Consider the following 18,249-nt stretch of genomic DNA (forward strand, 5'->3'; position numbering starts at 1 on the left):
GCTATTTACGTGCTTTCGCCAGCATCGCCCGGATGTTGGCGACGTTCGCTTGCCCTTTATGCATGCGCTCTTCCGGCGAAATAACTTTGCGCTCCTGCTCCCAAATCAGATCATCCTGCGGCAGTTCCAGCAGAAAACGGCTCGGCTCCGGCCGCACGAGTTCGCCGTACTGACGGCGCTCTTTGCACAGGGTAAAAGTCAGCTCTTTCTGCGCGCGGGTGATACCAACGTAGGCAAGGCGACGCTCTTCATCGACGTTGTCTTCATCAATGCTGCTCTGGTGCGGCAGCAGCCCCTCTTCCATACCAACCAGATAGACGTAGGGAAACTCCAGCCCCTTTGACGCGTGAAGCGTCATTAGTTGCACCTGATCCGTCTCCTCATCCGACTCGCCGCGCTCCATCATGTCGCGGAGGGTAAAGCGGGTAACGACCTGGGTAAGCGTCATGGGTTCATCGATCTCGCTGCCTTCGAGCATTTCGGTCATCCACGTGAACAGCGTATTGACGTTTTTCATCCGCATCTCGGCGGCTTTCGGGCTGGGCGAGGTCTCATAAAGCCAGGATTCATAATCCACGCCGCGGATCAGATCGCGGACAGCCGCAATCGGCTCGCGCTCGGAAAGCTGTTGAATCTCACGCAGCCAGTGGGTGAAGCGGGTCAAAGACTCGTAGCCGCGTCCGCTCAGCGTCTGGGTCAAACCCATATCGAAGCTGGCGGTAAACATGCTTTTATTGCGTCCCATCGCCCATTCGCCCAGCTTTTTCAGGGTCGCCGAACCGATCTCGCGCTTTGGCGTATTGACGATACGCATGAAGGCGCTGTCATCATCAGGGTTAGTCAGCACGCGCAGATAGGCCAGCAGGTCTTTAATTTCCGGGCGGGAAAAGAACGACGTGCCGCCGGAAATTTTGTACGGGATACGGTTCTGCATCAGCATCTTTTCAAAAACCCGCGACTGATGGTTGCCGCGATACAAGATCGCGTAATCCTTATAGGCGGTTTTATTAATAAAGTGATGAGCGATGAGTTCACCGGCAACGCGCTCCGCCTCATGGTCTTCGTTATTGGCGGAGAGCACCTTCAGCTCTACGCCATAGCCCAGTTCGGAAAACAGGCGCTTCTCGAAAACGTGCGGATTATTGGCGATCAGGATGTTCGCCGCCTTCAGGATGCGCCCTGATGAGCGATAGTTTTGCTCCAGCTTGATCACCTGCAGCGCCGGGAAATCCTGGCTTAGCAGTACCAGATTCTGCGGCCGCGCGCCGCGCCAGGAGTAGATCGACTGATCGTCATCGCCGACCACGGTAAAGCGCGCCCGCTGTCCCACCAGCAGTTTTACCAGCTCGTACTGGCTGGTATTGGTGTCCTGGTATTCATCCACCAGCAGATAACGGATCTTATTCTGCCAGCGTTCCCGCACCTCTTCGTTACGCTGCAGCAGCAGCGTTGGCAGGAGGATCAGATCGTCGAAATCGAGTACGTTGCAGGCTTTCATGTGCGCATCGTACAGGCCGTAGCAGTGAGCGAAGATCCGCTCCCGCTCCCCCTTCGCGCCGGCGGCGGCCTGAGAAGGTGTTTTCAGATCGTTTTTCCAGTTGGAGATCGTGGAGATCAGCTGCTGAAGCACCACTTTATCGTCTTCGATCAGCCCCTCGGTGAGCTCTTTTAACAGCGCGACCTGGTCGGTATCGTCGAACAGCGAGAAGTTTGATTTCATCCCTAACGCGGCGTATTCGCGCTTGATAATGTCCAGCCCCAGCGTGTGGAAGGTGGAAATCATCAGCCCGCGCGCCTCTTTGCGCCCCAGCGTTTGCCCGACGCGCTCTTTCATTTCGCGCGCCGCCTTATTGGTAAAGGTGACTGCCGCAATATGGCGCGCCTGATAGCCGCAGCCGCGGATCAGGTGGGCGATTTTATTGGTAATAACGCGGGTCTTACCGGAACCGGCACCCGCCAGCACCAGGCACGGTCCGGTAACGAATTCGACGGCTTGTTGTTGGCCAGGGTTTAAACGCATGGGAGTCTTTTGCTCAATCTTCGAACGGGGTGGGGATTGTAGCAGAAAGAGGGGCACAGAGAGCAACAGGCTGCCCTTTCAGGCAGCCTGTAAATCGCTAAATCAGGATCCGGCGGCGGCAAGCGGCGCATAGCCATTACGCTGCGCGCTCTTGATCCAGCTGTATGAGCCCATGACCGCGATAGCCGTCAGCAGAACATACTCAAGCGACATTGCGTAAACGCCCTGTACCGCGTAGATAACCACGCTAATCACGTCGATAACGACCCACAGCAGCCAGTTTTCGACAAACTTACGCGTCATCAGTACCATGGCGGCAATTGACAACACCAGCATGGTGGAATCCCAGAACGGGAAGGCGTCGGGCTGGAGGTCGGGCATCGCCACCTGCATGCCGAACGTTTGCAGCAGGGCAATCATGATGCGGGTCAGCATCGCAAACACCGGATCGATAAACAGCGTCATCAGCACGATCGCCACCGCGCAAACGGCGCCCAGCGCCAGCGTTTGCTGACGGGAAAGCCAGCGAACCTTGAGCGTAGCTTCCTGCGCCTCGTTTTGCCGGCTCCATGCGTACCAGCCGTAAATGTTGGCGGCGAAGAAAAATACCTGCAGCAGCAGGCTGGCATAGAGCTGAATCTGGAAGAAAATGGCCGCAAACAGCGTGACGTTAATCAGGCCAAACAGATAATTGATGATTTTTTCCCGGCTTGCGCACCAGATGCACAGCAGGCCGAATACGGTACCGATGGCTTCAATCCACGATAGCGCATAGCCGCCTTCGCCGAGAGGAATATTGACCATCACATTGTTAATGCTAAAAAAGTCCATCATAAACCTCCTTGCTGGCTAGCGGAATAAATGGCGCGCAGCGCCAGAGTAATTTGCCGTTCTTCGCCCTGCTGGCACAGAGCCTCCTGCTGAACATAATCATTGATACTGCTATCCAGGCAACCGTTGTGGGCAACCACTACGTTGAGCAATGAGGCTGTACGTAACCCGCGCAGCGCGCCGATGGTCATCAGGGCGGCGCTTTCCATATCCGCCCCCAGAATGCCAAGCGCCGACCACTGTGCATCCAGCTCCGCCTCGCGATCGGTATAAAAACTGTCATGGCTGCGCACCAGTCCGCACGCGGCGGGGATATTCATTTGCCGCGCCTGCGCCATCAGCTCCCAGGTCAGCTGCGGGTCGGCGCAGGCCGGATAGCCTGCCGGCGCATAGGTTCGGCTGGTGCCGTCATCCATAACCGCGCCGTGGGCGATAATTACGTCGCCGAGCGCAAGATTATCCTGCAGGGCGCCGCAGCTGCCGATACGAATCAGGGTCGTAACGCCGATCTGGCGCAGCTCTTCAATGGCGATCGCAGTGGAGGGGCCGCCAATTCCGGTGGAGAGCACCAAAATTTCCACGCCCTGGTACCAGCCGCGTGCGGCGCGAAACTCCCGGTTCTGACCGAGCGGCTCGGGATTATCAAGAAAACTGACGATACGGTCGACCCTCTGGGGGTCGCCCGGCAGCAGCGCGTACCGCGCGCCGGTCATCTCTTTGTTTAACTGGATATGGGGTTGCAGCGACATACTCGCGCCTCCTTCACTCTTGCGGTTATCCGATATCAGCCTCCTGTTTAAGTTTTTCAGGAGCTAACAACACAATGCGTTCACCATCGGTATCAATAATTTGTAGCGCTTTCAGATCATGCAAAATACGGTTAATACTGCGGGTCGTCGCCGCAAATTCCTGGCTGAGATTCTGCTTATCCAGCAAGATTTCATTGGCGCCATCCTGCTGATAACGCAGCCATAGGGCCTGGCACACCCGCTGATGCAACGAATAAAGATTGTCGCTGCTGGCCTTTTTCGACAGCTGGTAATATTGCTGGCTAAAGAAGCGCAGCATCCGCTGGTTAAAATGGTTATCTAACGCCAGCCAGCGGCAGAAATATTCCTGTGACAGGCTGAGAAGCTGCACATGCCCCACCGCCGCCACCGAGCAGATATACTGACGCGACTCAAATATCTCGAGCTCGCCCACCATATCGCCTTTTCGGTAGCGGGCCTGGCGATAGCGGCGCCCATCTTCAGCCTCGTAGAAAACATCCACCTCACCGGCGATAATCAGCGAAAAGCGCTGACACACCTCCCCCTGTCGACAGATAAAATCGCCGCGCGGGATCTCTTCGAAGCGCCAGCGCTGCATGATCTCGAGGGGACAATATTTTAGTAATTCATAGAGCTGTGGATCGCTCACGATCTCACTCAGCCCCGAAAGCCAGCCAACTGAAAATTCAGGTTTTTTCATTGTATCCATGTTATCTCGCTCCAGGACTATAAGGACAGGACGGCTGTCCCCGACCAGAGGGAATACGCCGGATAAAAGTGTTGCTCATCTCCCGCTTCCGTTTATCAGGCGAGACATCTGTCCCGCGATGGCGAAGAGTATAGGTCCACGGCTAAAGCGGGTGGTAAAGTAACGGGATATCTTTGCGACTGAGAACACCATAATGGCAAAAAGCGCAGCAGCCCTGCACATCCTGGTTAAAGAAGAGAAACTGGCGCACGAGATCCTCGCCAAACTGGAACGTGGCGTCAGCTTCGATCACCTGGCAAAGCGCTATTCGAAATGTCCATCAGGACGCAACGGCGGCGATCTTGGGGAGTTTAATCAAGGCGTTATGGTCGGGCCGTTTGATAAAGCGGTCTTCAGCTGCCCGCTGCTCAAGCCATATGGACCGGTCAAAACCAAGTTCGGCTACCACATCATTAAGGTGCTCTATCGCCGCTAGCCCATGCTACTATTGCGCCCTGATTTATCCCCCATTCACTCAAGGTACGATCATGGCAAAAACGGCAGCAGCACTGCATATCCTGGTTAAAGAAGAGAAGCTGGCACTGGATCTTCTGGAGCAAATTAAAAACGGCGCCGATTTCGGCAAACTGGCGAAGAAGCACTCGATCTGCCCGTCAGGCAAACGCGGCGGCGATTTAGGTGAATTCCGCCAGGGTCAGATGGTGCCGGCGTTTGATAAAGTCGTCTTCTCCTGCCCGGAGCTGGAGCCAACCGGCCCGCTGCACACTCAGTTTGGTTATCACATCATCAAGGTGCTGTACCGCAAATAAAAAACCGGTGTCTTATTTGCACCGGTTTTTTATCTCACAGCTTTCCCCTAAGGATTTCAGCTTGCAGGAAGGCGGCAAGTGAGTACAGCCCCAGGAGCATAGATAACTATGTGATGGGGTGTACGAACGCAGCCAACGCATCTGCAAGTTGAAAGGCGACGGGGAATTAGCCCGCTACCGCAATACGTTTCATATCGGTCATATAGCCGCGCAGTTTCTTACCAACCTGCTCGATAGCGTGGCTGCGAATAGCTTCGTTCACGTCGCGCAGCTGAGCGTTATCTACCGCGCCTTCGGCAATCGCTTTGCCCAGGTCGCCGGTCTGCAGGGTAGTCATGAACTCTTTCAGCAGCGGTACGCAAGCGTAAGAGAACAGGTAGTTACCGTATTCTGCGGTATCGGAGATAACCACGTTCATTTCGTACAGGCGCTTACGGGCGATGGTGTTGGCGATCAGCGGCAGCTCGTGCAGCGATTCATAGTAAGCGGACTCTTCGATGATGCCGGAATCGACCATGGTTTCGAACGCCAGCTCAACGCCTGCTTTCACCATCGCGATCATCAGAACGCCTTTATCGAAGTACTCCTGCTCGCCGATTTTACCTTCAAACTGCGGCGCGGTTTCGAACGCGGTTTTACCGGTCTCTTCACGCCAGGTCAGCAGTTTTTTATCGTCGTTGGCCCAGTCAGCCATCATACCGGAGGAGAATTCACCGGAGATGATGTCATCCATATGTTTCTGGAACAGCGGCGCCATAATCTCTTTCAGCTGTTCGGACAGCGCATAAGCACGCAGCTTAGCCGGGTTAGACAGGCGATCCATCATCAGGGTGATACCGCCCTGCTTCAGCGCTTCGGTGATGGTTTCCCAGCCGAACTGAATCAGTTTCTCAGCGTATGCCGGGTCGGTACCTTCTTCCACCAGCTTGTCGAAGCACAGCAGAGAGCCAGCCTGCAGCATACCGCACAGAATGGTCTGCTCGCCCATCAGGTCGGATTTCACTTCCGCCACGAAGGAAGACTCCAGAACGCCCGCACGGTGACCGCCGGTGGCCGCAGCCCAGGCTTTAGCGATGGCCATGCCTTCGCTTTTCGGATCGTTTTCCGGGTGAACCGCGATCAGAGTCGGTACGCCAAAACCACGTTTGTACTCTTCGCGCACTTCGGTACCCGGACACTTCGGCGCTACCATCACAACGGTGATATCCTTACGGATCTGCTCACCCACTTCCACGATGTTGAAACCGTGAGAGTAGCCCAGCGCCGCGCCATCTTTCATCAGCGGCTGAACGGAACGCACAACGTCAGAGTGCTGCTTGTCCGGCGTCAGGTTAACCACCAGGTCAGCCTGCGGGATCAGCTCTTCGTAGGTACCCACTTTGAAGCCGTTTTCGGTCGCTTTACGCCACGATGCGCGCTTCTCGGCGATCGCTTCTTTACGCAGCGCATAGGAGATATCGAGACCGGAGTCGCGCATGTTCAGGCCCTGGTTCAGACCCTGAGCGCCACAGCCGACGATGACCACTTTTTTACCCTGAAGGTAGCTTGCGCCATCGGCGAATTCGTCGCGACTCATAAAGCGACATTTGCCCAGCTGCGCCAGCTGCTGGCGCAGGTTCAGTGTATTAAAGTAGTTAGCCATGGTGATACCTCGTGATGTTGTGTGTCTTATTTTGTTCGGTTCGCGGTTCAGCGAGAATGTACCCACATTACAACAGGAAATTTATTGCGGAAATTGATATATTCACAACGTCACGTTGCAATTTCTGCAATGTAAAATCGTGGAGTGCCGCCGGTGGATTTACGCGATCTAAAAACCTTCCTGCATCTGGCGGAAAGCCGCCATTTTGGCCGCAGCGCGCGGGCAATGCACGTCAGCCCTTCCACACTGTCCCGGCAGATTCAGCGCCTGGAAGAAGACCTCGGGCAGCCGCTGTTTGTCCGCGATAACCGCACGGTAACGCTTACCGAAGCGGGAGAAGAGCTACGAACGTTTGCCCAGCAGACGCTGCTGCAGTATCAGCAGCTGCGCCACACTATCGATCAGCAAGGGCCGTCGCTGTCGGGCGAGCTGCATATCTTCTGCTCGGTAACCGCCGCCTACAGCCACCTGCCTCCCATACTCGATCGCTTTCGCGCCGAGCATCCTTCGGTGGAAATTAAGCTCACCACCGGCGATGCCGCCGATGCGATGGAGAAAGTGGTGACGGGTGAAGCCGATCTGGCGATAGCCGGTAAGCCAGAAACGCTTCCCGGCGCGGTGGCCTTCGCAATGCTGGAAAATCTGGCGGTGGTGCTAATCGCCCCGGCGCTGCCTTGTCCGGTTCGCAACCAGGTCTCGGTGGAGAAGCCTGACTGGGCAACGGTACCCTTTATCATGGCCGACCAGGGCCCCGTGCGCCGCCGCATTGAGCTGTGGTTTCGTCGCCATAAAATCAGTAATCCATCAATTTACGCGACGGTGGGCGGACATGAAGCCATGGTATCCATGGTGGCGCTCGGCTGCGGCGTCGCGCTGCTGCCGGAAGTGGTGCTGGAAAATAGCCCGGAGCCGGTGCGCAATCGCGTAATGATTCTGGAGCGTAGCGACGAAAAAACCCCTTTTGAGCTGGGCGTCTGCGCGCCCAAAAAGCGACTGCATGAACCGCTGATTAATGCGTTCTGGGAAATCGTTCAAACAAAATAAGGAGATAACATGCGTTCAGGGACGTTGCTATTAACCATTGCCATGGTGTTATGTTGTACCGTCCAGGCAAAACCGAAGGGCATTACCGTGCTGGATATCAAACATCTGGCGCTTCAGCAATGCCTGGTGGCGAATTACAAAGCCCGAACGCCTGAAGGCGCGCGATCGGCCCCGTCGCAGGATGCGTCATTTATGATTGAGAGATACGCCCTGGATAATGCCGGCGTGTGGAAGGCATTTCAGACGTTCGTCGCCAAAGAGACGAAAGATTTTGATCGGCTAACGATGTCATTACACCCTGACCATGCTCAGACTGCCAATAACGTGCTGGCGCAATGCATGAACTTTTATGAATCGGACAAGCTGGATAAGTATGTACGTGGGACGGTGATGAAGTAACCCATGCTGCCATTTATGTCATTCTGACAGATGACCGGAAGAGGCGGTTTCTTCCGGTCATCATAATAACTACCCCGCCAGGAAGAACCGGAACGCCGGGTTATGGGTTTCATCGTGGCAGTCGTAGCCCAGCTCATGCAGGCGGGTTTCAAAATCAGGCTCGTGATCGCCCAGTTCGAATGCCGCCAGCACGCGGCCATAATCGGTACCGTGACTGCGGTAGTGGAACAGTGAAATGTTCCAGTGGGTACCCAGCGTATGCAGGAATTTCAGCAGGGCGCCGGGCGATTCCGGGAACTCGAAGCTGAACAAACGTTCCTGCAGCGGCTGAGAAGGTCGCCCGCCGACCATGTAGCGTACGTGTAGCTTGGCCATTTCGTCGTCGGAGAGATCCACCACGCTGTAGCCCCCTTCATGCAGCAGATTGAGGATCTCTTTCCGCTCTTCCAGACCGCGACTCAGGCGCACACCGACAAAAATGCAGGCATTCTTTGCATCGGCGAAGCGGTAGTTAAACTCGGTCACCGACCGGCCACCCAGCAGCTGGCAGAACTTGAGGAAGCTGCCCTTCTCTTCAGGAATGGTGACCGCCAGCAGCGCTTCACGCTGTTCTCCCAGTTCGCAGCGTTCGGAAACGTAGCGCAGACCGTGGAAGTTGACGTTCGCACCGGAAAGCACGTGCGCCAGGCGTTCGCCGCGAATATTATGCTGAGCGATATATTTTTTCATTCCCGCCAGCGCCAGCGCGCCGGAAGGTTCTGCTACCGCACGCACGTCTTCAAACAGGTCTTTCATCGCCGCGCAGATGGCATCGCTATCAACGGTGACGATGTCGTCGAGATACTCCTGACAGAGACGGAAAGTCTCATCACCGATACGTTTAACCGCCACGCCTTCGGCAAACAGCCCCACACGGGGTAAATCAACCGGATGGCCCGCATCCAGGGCGGCTTTCAGACAGGCAGAATCCTCGGCTTCAACCGCAATGACCTTAATCTGCGGCATGAGCTGTTTGATCAGCACCGCCACGCCCGCCGCGAGACCTCCGCCGCCAACCGGTACGAATACGCGGTCGATATGGGCATCCTGCTGCAGCAGCTCCAGCGCCAGCGTCCCCTGCCCGGCAATCACCATCGGATGGTCGAAAGGCGGTACCCAGGTGAATCCCTGCTGCTGCGCCAGCTCAATAGCTTTGGCTTTGGCTTCATCGAAGTTCGCGCCGTGCAGCAGCACTTCACCACCGAAGCCGCGCACCGCATCGACCTTGATATCCGCGGTGGCGGTTGGCATGACGATCAGCGCCTTCACGCCCAGGCGAGAGGCGGAGAAAGCCACGCCCTGCGCATGATTACCCGCCGAAGCGGTGATCACGCCGTGCGATTTTTGCTCTTCCGTCAGCCCGGCCATCATCGCGTACGCCCCGCGCAGCTTAAAGCTGTGCACCGGCTGACGATCTTCACGCTTCACCAGCACAACGTTATCGAGGCGCGACGAGAGCTTTTCCATTTTTTGCAGCGGCGTAATCTGCGCGGCTTCGTATACCGGCGCGCGCAGTACGGCTCTGAGGTATTCCGCCCCCTCAGGGGCGGCGGACAGGGGTTGCGACTCGGCCATCATTAACCCCCAAGTTTCGATTTATCGCGCACCGCGCCTTTGTCGGCGCTGGTTGCCAGGCTGGCGTAGGCGCGAAGGGCAAAGGAAACCTGACGCTCGCGATCTTTCGGCGTCCAGGCTTTATCACCGCGTGCTTCCTGAGCTTCACGGCGCGCCGCGATCTCAGCATCGCTCAGCTGCAGCTGAATACCGCGATTTGGGATATCAATGGCGATCATGTCGCCATCTTCAATGATCGCGATATTGCCGCCGCTGGCGGCTTCCGGAGAAACGTGACCGATGGAGAGGCCTGAAGTGCCGCCGGAGAAGCGACCATCGGTAATCAGCGCGCAGGCTTTACCCAGCCCCATGGATTTCAGGAAGGTGGTCGGATAGAGCATTTCCTGCATCCCCGGTCCGCCTTTCGGACCTTCATAGCGAATAACCACCACATCACCCGCAACCACTTTACCACCGAGGATGGCATCCACGGCCGCGTCCTGGCTTTCGTATACCTTAGCCGGGCCGGTGAATTTCAGGATGCTATCGTCTACGCCGGCAGTTTTCACGATGCAGCCATTTTCGGCAAAGTTGCCGTACAGAACGGCCAGACCGCCGTCCTTGCTATAAGCGTGTTCCAGCGAGCGGATACAGCCTTCTGCGCGATCGTCATCCAGGCTGTCCCAGCGGCAATCCTGAGAGAAAGCCTGCGTCGTGCGGATACCCGCAGGCCCGGCGCGGAACATCTTTTTAACCGCTTCATCCTGCGTGACGGTGATATCGTACTGCTCCAGCGTCTGCGGCAGGGTCAAACCGAGCACGTTCTTCACATCGCGGTTCAGCAGTCCGGCACGATCCAGCTCGCCTAAAATACCCAATACGCCGCCCGCGCGGTGCACGTCTTCCATATGATATTTCTGCGTACTTGGCGCCACCTTACACAGCTGCGGTACTTTGCGTGAAAGCTTATCGATATCGCTCATGGTGAAGTCGATTTCCGCCTCCTGCGCTGCCGCCAGCAGATGCAGGACGGTATTGGTGGAACCGCCCATGGCGATATCCAGCGTCATGGCGTTTTCAAACGCCGCTTTGCTGGCGATATTACGCGGCAGCGCAGAAGCGTCGTCCTGCTCGTAGTAACGCTTAGTCAGCTCGACGATACGCGAACCCGCATTGAGGAACAGCTGTTTACGATCGGCGTGAGTCGCCAGCAGCGAGCCGTTACCCGGCTGCGACAGGCCCAGCGCTTCGGTCAGGCAGTTCATGGAGTTGGCGGTGAACATCCCGGAACAGGAACCGCAGGTCGGGCAAGCGGAACGTTCAACCTGATTACTCTGATCGTCAGAGACTTTCGGGTCAGCGCCCTGAATCATCGCATCGACCAGGTCGAGTTTAATGATTTGATCGGACAGTTTGGTTTTCCCGGCTTCCATAGGGCCGCCGGAAACAAAAATTACCGGAATATTCAGGCGCAGAGACGCCATTAACATCCCGGGAGTGATTTTATCGCAGTTGGAGATACAGACCATCGCATCAGCACAGTGGGCGTTAACCATGTACTCCACCGAGTCAGCGATCAGTTCGCGGGATGGCAGTGAATAAAGCATACCCCCGTGCCCCATCGCGATCCCGTCATCCACCGCAATGGTGTTGAATTCTTTAGCGACGCCGCCAGCGGCTTCAATTTGCTCAGCAACCAGCTTGCCGAGATCGCGCAGGTGAACGTGCCCCGGCACGAACTGGGTGAAAGAGTTCACCACGGCGATAATCGGCTTACCGAAATCATCGTCGGTCATTCCAGTGGCGCGCCACAGCGCGCGGGCACCCGCCATATTACGGCCGTGAGTGGTTGTGGCGGAACGGTACTTAGGCATGCTTTAGTTACTCCCAGTGTCTGTTAAATGGGGCGTTGCGTGCCGCCCCATCTTTTTATACTTAGTTATTAACCTGATCCAACCAGCCCCATTTATCCTCGGTTTCACCGGTGAAGAGGCCAAAGAATGCTTGCTGAATGCGTTTGGTGACCGGGCCGCAGCGACCTTCGCCCACCTGAATACCATCAACGCTGCGCACCGGCGTAATCTCTGCAGCCGTGCCGGACATAAATACTTCGTCGGCCAGATACAGCGACTCGCGAGACAATACCTGTTCGCGCACTTCCAGACCCAGCTCTTTCGCCAGTTTGATGATCGCGTCGCGGGTGATGCCCGGCAGCGCGGAGGAGGTGAACGGCGGGGTAAACAGCACGCCATCCTTCACTTCAAAAAGGTTTTCACCGGCGCCTTCAGAGATATAGCCGTTCACGTCCAGCGCGATACCTTCCTGATAGCCATGACGACGCGCTTCGCTGCCGACCAGCAGCGAAGAAAGATAGTTACCGCCGGCTTTGGCCGCGGTCGGAATGGTGTTCGGCGCTGCGCGATTCCAGGAAGAAACCATCGCATCGATCCCCTGATCCAGAGCTTCGGCACCCAGGTAGGCGCCCCACGGGAACGCCGCGATGATCACGTCAGTGTTATAGCCCGGAGGCGGGTTGACGCCCATGCCCACGTCGCCGACAAAAACTAACGGGCGAATATAGGCGCTGGTCAGATTGTTTTTACGAATGACTTCACGGCAGGCTTCCATCAGCTCATCAACGCTTTGCGAAACCGGGAAACGATAAATTTTGGCTGAGTCATGCAGACGCTGCATATGTTCACGGTGACGGAACACAACCGGCCCCTTGTGAGAGTCGTAGCAACGGATGCCTTCAAATACGGAAGTCCCGTAGTGCAGCGCATGGGACATCACGTGAACTTTCGCCTCTCCCCACGGAACCATCTCGCCATTGAACCAAATGTAATCAGCTTTTTTCGTCGTCATTATTCTTCCTTTGCGCTCAGGCGCGAATTTGTTGTGATGTAGGTTGCTGGATCTCGACGCAGGCGACGTCCACCAGTTTGCTTAATTGACTAAACAGTAATTCGACGGGCCGCTGGCTGGCAACGGTCAGTTCGATATTAATATTCCGGGCATCGGCGGCGGTTTCCATATTCATCGCGCAAATCTGGAACCCGCGATGACGCACGACGCGCAGCACGCGTTCTAAGGTTTCTGGATTAAAGCGAGCCTGCAAGGCGACCTGATGTTGCATCATGATAATTTCTCCAGCATTTCTGCATTACTGGCACCGGGCGGCACCAACGGCCAGACGTTCTCAAGTTCGTCGATTGAGACATGAAGCAGGTAAGGCCCCTGGCTCGAAAGCATGGTGTCGAGTGCCGCTTCAACCTGGTCTTTACGGGTGATGTGTTGACCAGGAATGCCGAAGGCGCTGGCCAGAGTAAGAAAATCGGGATTATCGGTAAGGGTGGTTTCGCTATAACGTTCCTGGAAAAACAGCTGCTGCCATTGTCGAACCATTCCTAAACGCTGGTTATCCAGTAACACTATCTTCAGCGGCAACTGCTTGCGTTTTACGGTGCCCAGCTCCTGCACGTTCATCATGAAGGAGCCGTCACCGGAGATACAGATTACCGTATCATCAGGACGGGCCACCTGCGCGCCCACTGCTGCCGGCAGGCCAAAGCCCATGGTCCCTAATCCACTGGAAGTGATGAAATTCTCCGGACGCGTATAGGTCATATGCTGCGCTGACCACATCTGATGCTGGCCCACATCGGTGGTCACGACGCAATCTGCTGGTTTGCGCTCGGAAAGCTGCTTCAGCAGCAATGGAGCATAGATGGCCTCGCCCGGATGATCGTAGCGCCACGCGTGCTCGGCGCGCAGCTGAGCATTACGTTGACGCCAGGCGTCGATGGACAGCGGCTGTTGCAACGCCGGCAGCATCACGTTCAAGTCGCCAGTCAGGCCAATATGCGCCTGACGGAGCTTGTTCAGTTCTGCCGGATCGATATCCATATGGATAACTTTGGCGTGCGGGGCGAACGTATTCAGCTTGCCGGTCACGCGATCGTCAAAGCGAGCGCCTACGGCAATCAACAGATCGCACTCCTGCACCGCCAGATTGGCCGCTTTAGTTCCATGCATCCCCAGCATGCCCAGATAGTATGGATAATCAGCTGCCACCACGCCCAGCCCTTTCAGGGTAGACGTTGCCGGCATCTGCGTGACGGCAAGAAATTCACGCAGCGCCGGTACCGCCTGCGCCATACCCACGCCGCCGCCAACGTAGAGCATCGGCTTCTGCGCCTGAGTCAACATCTGCAAAGCGTATTCGATATCCGCATATGGGAAGTCAACGTCATCGGCTACCATGGAGAAATGCGGATCGAGATCGCCCTGAGCCAGCTGGATGTCTTTGGGGATATCGACCAGTACCGGGCCGGGGCGCCCTGAGTTTGCCACATGGAATGCTTCGGCAATGACGCGCGGCAGCTCTTCCAGCGACTGCACCAGAAAACTATGCTTAGTGCATGCCAGCGATAAACCGAGAACATCCACTTCCTGGAATGCATCAGTACCAATGAACGGAGCGGCAACCTGGCCGGTGATGGCAACGACGGGAACGGAATCCAACAGCGCGTCGGCGAGGCCGGTAATCAGGTTGGTTGCGCCCGGTCCTGACGTCGCAATACATACGCCGGTTTTGCCAGTAGCCCGGGCATAGCCGATAGCCGCCATGGCTGCGCCTTGTTCATGCCGGCACAGTAAGTGTTCCACGCCGCCGTCATACAATGCATCGTAAACCGGCATAATTGCGCCACCCGGATAGCCAAAAACAGTATCGACACCCTGTGCTCGCAAAGCATGTACCACCCACCGCGCCCCATTCATAGTTACTTCCCCGTCGTAGATCGAGAGAAACAGAATTTTATGCTGCCAACCATCATCTGCTCCTCTTTTCTGTTTTTAAGTTATAAAAAAACCCCCGGACCTTTCGGTGCGGGGGTCTTAGTTCGTTAAGGCTTGTTTTTTAAGCCTTTCCTCGTCCAAGTGCAGCCCCGCACGGTGGGATAATAATCACCACCACGCTAATCACGACCAGGCTAATCACTCGTAGAAGGGCTGTCATTTTATGTTCTTTCTGGCTTCATGTTCGAAGGAATACCTAAAGAGGTACCACAGACATCGCATTAAATACAAGATTTTTTTATGACCCTATTTCTTATCTTGCTAACCATTTACGAAAAAACAATTGTTTTTAATAGGAAAAACAGGAAATGAAAATATTTCAATTTGTGGCGAGCGCCACAGCTTTTTCTCGCATCGCTGGCTGATAACAATGTTTTGCGAGTCTGTATCCGCAACGAGTGCAAAGCGGCAATTCACGGAAAATTGGCTGGAAGCGAACGCCTGAAATTTAAAATTGCTGAATTACCCGACAAAAAATCCCCGACATAATGCCAGCTCTCAGGAGGTTTTATGTCACTCGCCATTGTTTACACCCGCGCCGCTCTTGGGATCGGCGCCCCCCTTATCACAGTTGAAGTTCATATCAGCAACGGACTCCCTGGCCTGACGATGGTAGGGTTGCCTGAAACAACGGTCAGAGAAGCGCGTGACCGGGTACGTAGTGCGATTATCAACAGCGGCTACGCCTGGCCGGCGAAAAAAATCACCATCAATCTGGCGCCAGCCGATTTGCCAAAAGAAGGGGGAAGATATGATTTACCTATCGCTCTCGCGCTTCTGGTGGCCTCTGAGCAGCTAAATGCTCCCAGGCTAAATCAGTACGAGTTTGTCGGCGAGCTGGCGCTTACAGGCGCTCTACGTGGCGTTCCTGGGGCTATATCCAGCGCGATGGAGGCGATAAGAGCGGGCAGAAAGATTATTGTCTCTCATGAGAATTCTCCTGAGGTGGGTTTAATCGGCGGCAGTGACTGTCTTATCGCCGCCCATCTTCAGGAGGTCTGCGCCTTTCTGGAGGGAAAAAACCCGCTAAATCATCCTATTCCGGAAGCGGAGACCTCAGATGAGTCTTCATTAGACTTGCGCGAGGTTATTGGTCAGCAGCAAGGAAAGCGAGCGCTGGAAATTATCGCTGCAGGCGGACATAACCTGCTGATGATAGGCCCACCCGGCACAGGGAAAACGATGCTTGCGAGTCGGCTGCCTGGGCTACTACCGCCGCTGAGTAACCAGGAAGCGCTGGAAAGCGCGGCAATACTTAGCCTGGTCAATTCCAGTTATGCGATGAAAAACTGGCGCCGCAGGCCATTTCGAGCTCCGCATCATAGCGCGTCCCTGGCTGCGATGGTGGGTGGCGGCTCTATTCCAACACCGGGAGAGATCTCTCTCGCTCATAATGGCGTGCTGTTCCTGGATGAGCTGCCCGAATTTGAACGCAGGGTTCTGGATGCATTAAGAGAACCGATTGAATCCGGGGTAATCCATATCTCCCGCACGCGCGCGAAAATCGATTATCCCGCCCGTTTTCAGCTTATTGCAGCAATGAATCCCAGCCCCACGGGCCACTATCAGGGTCAGCATAATCGCGCATCTCCAGAACAGACGCTACGCTACCTGGCCCGTTTATCTGGCCCATTTCTTGACCGTTTCGATCTCTCACTGGAAATTCCTCTGCCGCCGCCGGGGGTGCTTAGCCGGGGAACAAACGAAGAAGAGAGCAGCGCCTGCGTACGCCAACGCGTTTTGGCTGCGCACGAAAGGCAACTGTCACGACAGAAAAAACTCAATGCAAATCTGGGGAATAATGAGATGAAAATCTGGTGCCAGCTTCATCAAGATGACGCAATCTGGCTGGAGCAGACGCTTACGCAACTGGGGCTCTCAATCCGGGCCTGGCAGCGCCTGCTTAAAGTTTCACGCACGATTGCCGATATTGAGAAGGTCGATCGTATTGAACGCCGTCATTTGCAGGAGGCTCTTGGCTATCGGGCAATAGACAGAATGTTGAGCCATCTGCAAAAAATGATGACGTAAAAAAAGGGCTTACGCCCTTTTTCTTAATCATCGCTTTCCGTGTAATCTTCCGTGCCTTCCACCTGCGGCTTGCCGCCGGAAAGAGTATGGAAACGCTTCGGACGCTTAATGCGCGCCATGTACTTGATCCAGACGCGTTCTGCTTCCGTTGCGGGCTCACGTTCACCACGGCAGACCGAAACAAACTGTTTTTCATCGTCGGTGACAGGCTCGCGTTTACCTAGTTCGAGTTCATTAAAGGCATAACCATGACGTTCCAGCAGTTGCGCCTCTTTGATGGTGAAATCTCCATGACGGGAAAACCCGCGCGGATAATTTTTATTGTCGAAAAAACGATTAGTTGTCGTAAAGCTTTCCGCCATCCTACACGCTCCTGATTCTTTGGCCGAGCTATTTATGGCGCGGAGTATTAGTTACGCTTGACAGAGCGTCAAACAAAACATTTAAATCATCACGACAAATAATTTTGCGGAGAAGAGTGTGGATACGGAATTGCTCAAGACTTTCCTCGAGGTGAGCAGAACTCGCCACTTTGGCCGAGCCGCAGAGGCGCTTTATCTGACGCAGTCAGCAGTTAGCTTTCGTATTCGTCAGCTGGAGAACCAGCTGGGGGTGAATCTTTTTACCCGCCATCGCAATAATATCCGCCTGACTTCAGCCGGAGAGAAACTGCTGCCTTATGCCGAAACCCTGATGAACACCTGGCAAGCTGCGCGCAAGGAGGTCGCAAATGCCTCCCGGCATAACGAATTTTCAATCGGAGCCAGCGCTTCGCTATGGGAATGCCTGCTTAACGAGTGGTTAGGAAAGCTCTATACAGAGCCCTATAACCTACAATTTGAGGCGCGAATCGCGCAGAGGCAATCGTTGGTCAAACAGCTGCACGAACGTCAGCTTGATCTACTGATCACGACAGAATCGCCGAAGATGGATGAACTAAGCAGCCAGTTGCTGGGTAATTTTACCTTAGCGCTTTATTGCGCCTCGCCGGCTAAAAATACAAATGAATTGAATTATTTGCGCCTGGAATGGGGTCCTGACTTTCAACAAAATGAAGCGGGATTGATCGGAAATGATGATATTCCTCTCCTGACTACCAGTTCTGCCGAATTAGCGTATCAGCAGCTCAGCGCGCTTAACGGCTGCACGTGGTTGCCTGTACTCTGGGCGCAGGAAAAAAATAACCTGCATACTGTCACTGACAGCGTGACGCTTTCAAGGCCTCTTTATGCGATTTGGCTACAGAACAGCGATAAGCAAGCGCAAATCCGTGAGATCCTGAAGCACAGCATATTAGGATAGGATGACTCCTCCAGGGACGGAGGATGAACGAAGGGAAATTTAAAGCAAAAAAAATCCTTTGCCTGAGCAAAGGATTATTATATGGCAGGGGCGGAGAGACTCGAACTCGCGACACCCGGTTTTGGAGACCGGTGCTCTACCAACTGAGCTACGCCCCTAAAGTTTCTTATCATTAAGCCTGCTTAATCAGCAGGCTTAATTTTTTTAATAAGTGGCGGAACGGACGGGACTCGAACCCG

18 protein-coding genes and 1 tRNA gene are annotated in these 18,249 nt (G+C 55.1%); 6 read left to right on the plus strand and 13 right to left on the minus strand.

Features of this window, described 5'->3' with window-relative positions; translation table 11 throughout:
- Position 1 precedes the first annotated feature (1 nt).
- The 4 genes from rep to HMPREF3178_RS09400 all read right to left on the minus strand — a co-directional run bounded on the left by rep (position 2) and on the right by HMPREF3178_RS09400 (position 4,330).
- Positions 2 to 2,020, minus strand: coding sequence for a DNA helicase Rep (gene rep, locus HMPREF3178_RS09385; RefSeq protein WP_004107621.1), 2,019 nt, complete (start codon positions 2,018 to 2,020; stop codon positions 2 to 4).
- A gap of 102 nt (positions 2,021 to 2,122) precedes the next feature.
- Positions 2,123 to 2,851 (minus strand): nicotinamide riboside transporter PnuC, encoded by a 729-nt coding sequence (gene pnuC, locus HMPREF3178_RS09390; protein ID WP_017145186.1) that lies wholly within the window; start codon positions 2,849 to 2,851, stop codon positions 2,123 to 2,125.
- Complete coding sequence (locus HMPREF3178_RS09395) at positions 2,851 to 3,600, minus strand: nucleoside phosphorylase (RefSeq protein ID WP_004107619.1); 750 nt, start codon at positions 3,598 to 3,600, stop codon at positions 2,851 to 2,853. Before HMPREF3178_RS09395 ends, pnuC begins: the two co-directional genes overlap by 1 nt.
- A gap of 25 nt (positions 3,601 to 3,625) precedes the next feature.
- Entirely contained in the window at positions 3,626 to 4,330 is a 705-nt protein-coding gene (locus HMPREF3178_RS09400; RefSeq protein ID WP_004107618.1) for a Crp/Fnr family transcriptional regulator, read from the minus strand.
- A 193-nt stretch (positions 4,331 to 4,523) separates the two neighbouring features.
- On the opposite strand from HMPREF3178_RS09400, the gene ppiC (HMPREF3178_RS09405) reads away from it, so the two are divergent.
- Both ppiC (HMPREF3178_RS09405) and ppiC (HMPREF3178_RS09410) read left to right on the plus strand, forming a co-directional pair.
- Positions 4,524 to 4,805: a peptidylprolyl isomerase PpiC gene (gene ppiC / locus HMPREF3178_RS09405; RefSeq protein WP_016808199.1), complete on the plus strand. Its 282-nt coding sequence runs from the start codon at positions 4,524 to 4,526 to the stop codon at positions 4,803 to 4,805.
- 52 nt (positions 4,806 to 4,857) lie between these two features.
- A complete protein-coding gene (ppiC, locus tag HMPREF3178_RS09410; protein WP_004107616.1) occupies positions 4,858 to 5,139 on the plus strand; it encodes a peptidylprolyl isomerase PpiC in 282 nt (93 codons plus the stop codon).
- A gap of 166 nt (positions 5,140 to 5,305) precedes the next feature.
- Here ppiC (HMPREF3178_RS09410) and ilvC read toward each other — a convergent pair whose 3' ends face one another.
- On the minus strand, positions 5,306 to 6,781 hold the full coding sequence (ilvC, locus tag HMPREF3178_RS09415; RefSeq protein ID WP_017145187.1) for a ketol-acid reductoisomerase: 1,476 nt from the start codon (positions 6,779 to 6,781) through the stop codon (positions 5,306 to 5,308).
- A 153-nt stretch (positions 6,782 to 6,934) separates the two neighbouring features.
- Between ilvC and ilvY the strand changes: the two genes are divergently transcribed.
- Both ilvY and HMPREF3178_RS09425 read left to right on the plus strand, forming a co-directional pair.
- A complete protein-coding gene (gene ilvY / locus HMPREF3178_RS09420) occupies positions 6,935 to 7,825 on the plus strand; it encodes an HTH-type transcriptional activator IlvY (RefSeq protein WP_004107613.1) in 891 nt (296 codons plus the stop codon).
- 9 nt (positions 7,826 to 7,834) lie between these two features.
- Positions 7,835 to 8,224 carry a hypothetical protein gene (locus HMPREF3178_RS09425; protein ID WP_004107609.1) on the plus strand — a complete coding sequence of 130 codons (390 nt, stop codon included), beginning with the start codon at positions 7,835 to 7,837 and terminating at the stop codon, positions 8,222 to 8,224.
- Between the two features lie 69 nt (positions 8,225 to 8,293).
- Here HMPREF3178_RS09425 and ilvA read toward each other — a convergent pair whose 3' ends face one another.
- The 6 genes from ilvA to ilvL form a co-directional block, all read right to left on the minus strand.
- Complete coding sequence (ilvA, locus tag HMPREF3178_RS09430) at positions 8,294 to 9,838, minus strand: threonine ammonia-lyase, biosynthetic (protein ID WP_024274874.1); 1,545 nt, start codon at positions 9,836 to 9,838, stop codon at positions 8,294 to 8,296.
- 2 nt (positions 9,839 to 9,840) lie between these two features.
- Positions 9,841 to 11,691: a dihydroxy-acid dehydratase gene (gene ilvD / locus HMPREF3178_RS09435; RefSeq protein WP_004107602.1), complete on the minus strand. Its 1,851-nt coding sequence runs from the start codon at positions 11,689 to 11,691 to the stop codon at positions 9,841 to 9,843.
- Between the two features lie 61 nt (positions 11,692 to 11,752).
- A complete protein-coding gene (gene ilvE, locus HMPREF3178_RS09440) occupies positions 11,753 to 12,682 on the minus strand; it encodes a branched-chain-amino-acid transaminase (RefSeq protein ID WP_004107600.1) in 930 nt (309 codons plus the stop codon).
- Between the two features lie 16 nt (positions 12,683 to 12,698).
- Entirely contained in the window at positions 12,699 to 12,956 is a 258-nt protein-coding gene (gene ilvM / locus HMPREF3178_RS09445) for an acetolactate synthase 2 small subunit (RefSeq protein ID WP_004107599.1), read from the minus strand.
- Positions 12,953 to 14,599: an acetolactate synthase 2 catalytic subunit gene (gene ilvG, locus HMPREF3178_RS09450; RefSeq protein ID WP_004107597.1), complete on the minus strand. Its 1,647-nt coding sequence runs from the start codon at positions 14,597 to 14,599 to the stop codon at positions 12,953 to 12,955. The genes ilvM and ilvG overlap by 4 nt, the downstream gene beginning before the upstream one ends.
- A gap of 139 nt (positions 14,600 to 14,738) precedes the next feature.
- Positions 14,739 to 14,837, minus strand: a complete 99-nt coding sequence (gene ilvL, locus HMPREF3178_RS29790) for an ilv operon leader peptide (protein ID WP_001311244.1) — start codon at positions 14,835 to 14,837, stop codon at positions 14,739 to 14,741.
- A 350-nt stretch (positions 14,838 to 15,187) separates the two neighbouring features.
- Between ilvL and HMPREF3178_RS09455 the strand changes: the two genes are divergently transcribed.
- Positions 15,188 to 16,708, plus strand: coding sequence for a YifB family Mg chelatase-like AAA ATPase (locus HMPREF3178_RS09455; protein WP_004116935.1), 1,521 nt, complete (start codon positions 15,188 to 15,190; stop codon positions 16,706 to 16,708).
- 23 nt (positions 16,709 to 16,731) lie between these two features.
- Here HMPREF3178_RS09455 and HMPREF3178_RS09460 read toward each other — a convergent pair whose 3' ends face one another.
- Positions 16,732 to 17,070, minus strand: a complete 339-nt coding sequence (locus tag HMPREF3178_RS09460) for a MaoP family protein (protein WP_004097464.1) — start codon at positions 17,068 to 17,070, stop codon at positions 16,732 to 16,734.
- Positions 17,071 to 17,188: 118 nt separating this feature from the next.
- Between HMPREF3178_RS09460 and hdfR the strand changes: the two genes are divergently transcribed.
- Positions 17,189 to 18,010 (plus strand): HTH-type transcriptional regulator HdfR, encoded by an 822-nt coding sequence (gene hdfR, locus HMPREF3178_RS09465; RefSeq protein ID WP_004107593.1) that lies wholly within the window; start codon positions 17,189 to 17,191, stop codon positions 18,008 to 18,010.
- Between the two features lie 82 nt (positions 18,011 to 18,092).
- Here the strand turns inward: hdfR and HMPREF3178_RS09470 are convergent.
- Positions 18,093 to 18,168 (minus strand) — tRNA-Trp (locus HMPREF3178_RS09470).
- Between the last annotated feature and the right edge of the window lie 81 nt (positions 18,169 to 18,249).

The organism is Klebsiella sp. HMSC09D12 (assembly GCF_001808475.1).
Taxonomy (GTDB): Bacteria; Pseudomonadota; Gammaproteobacteria; order Enterobacterales; family Enterobacteriaceae; genus Klebsiella; species Klebsiella oxytoca.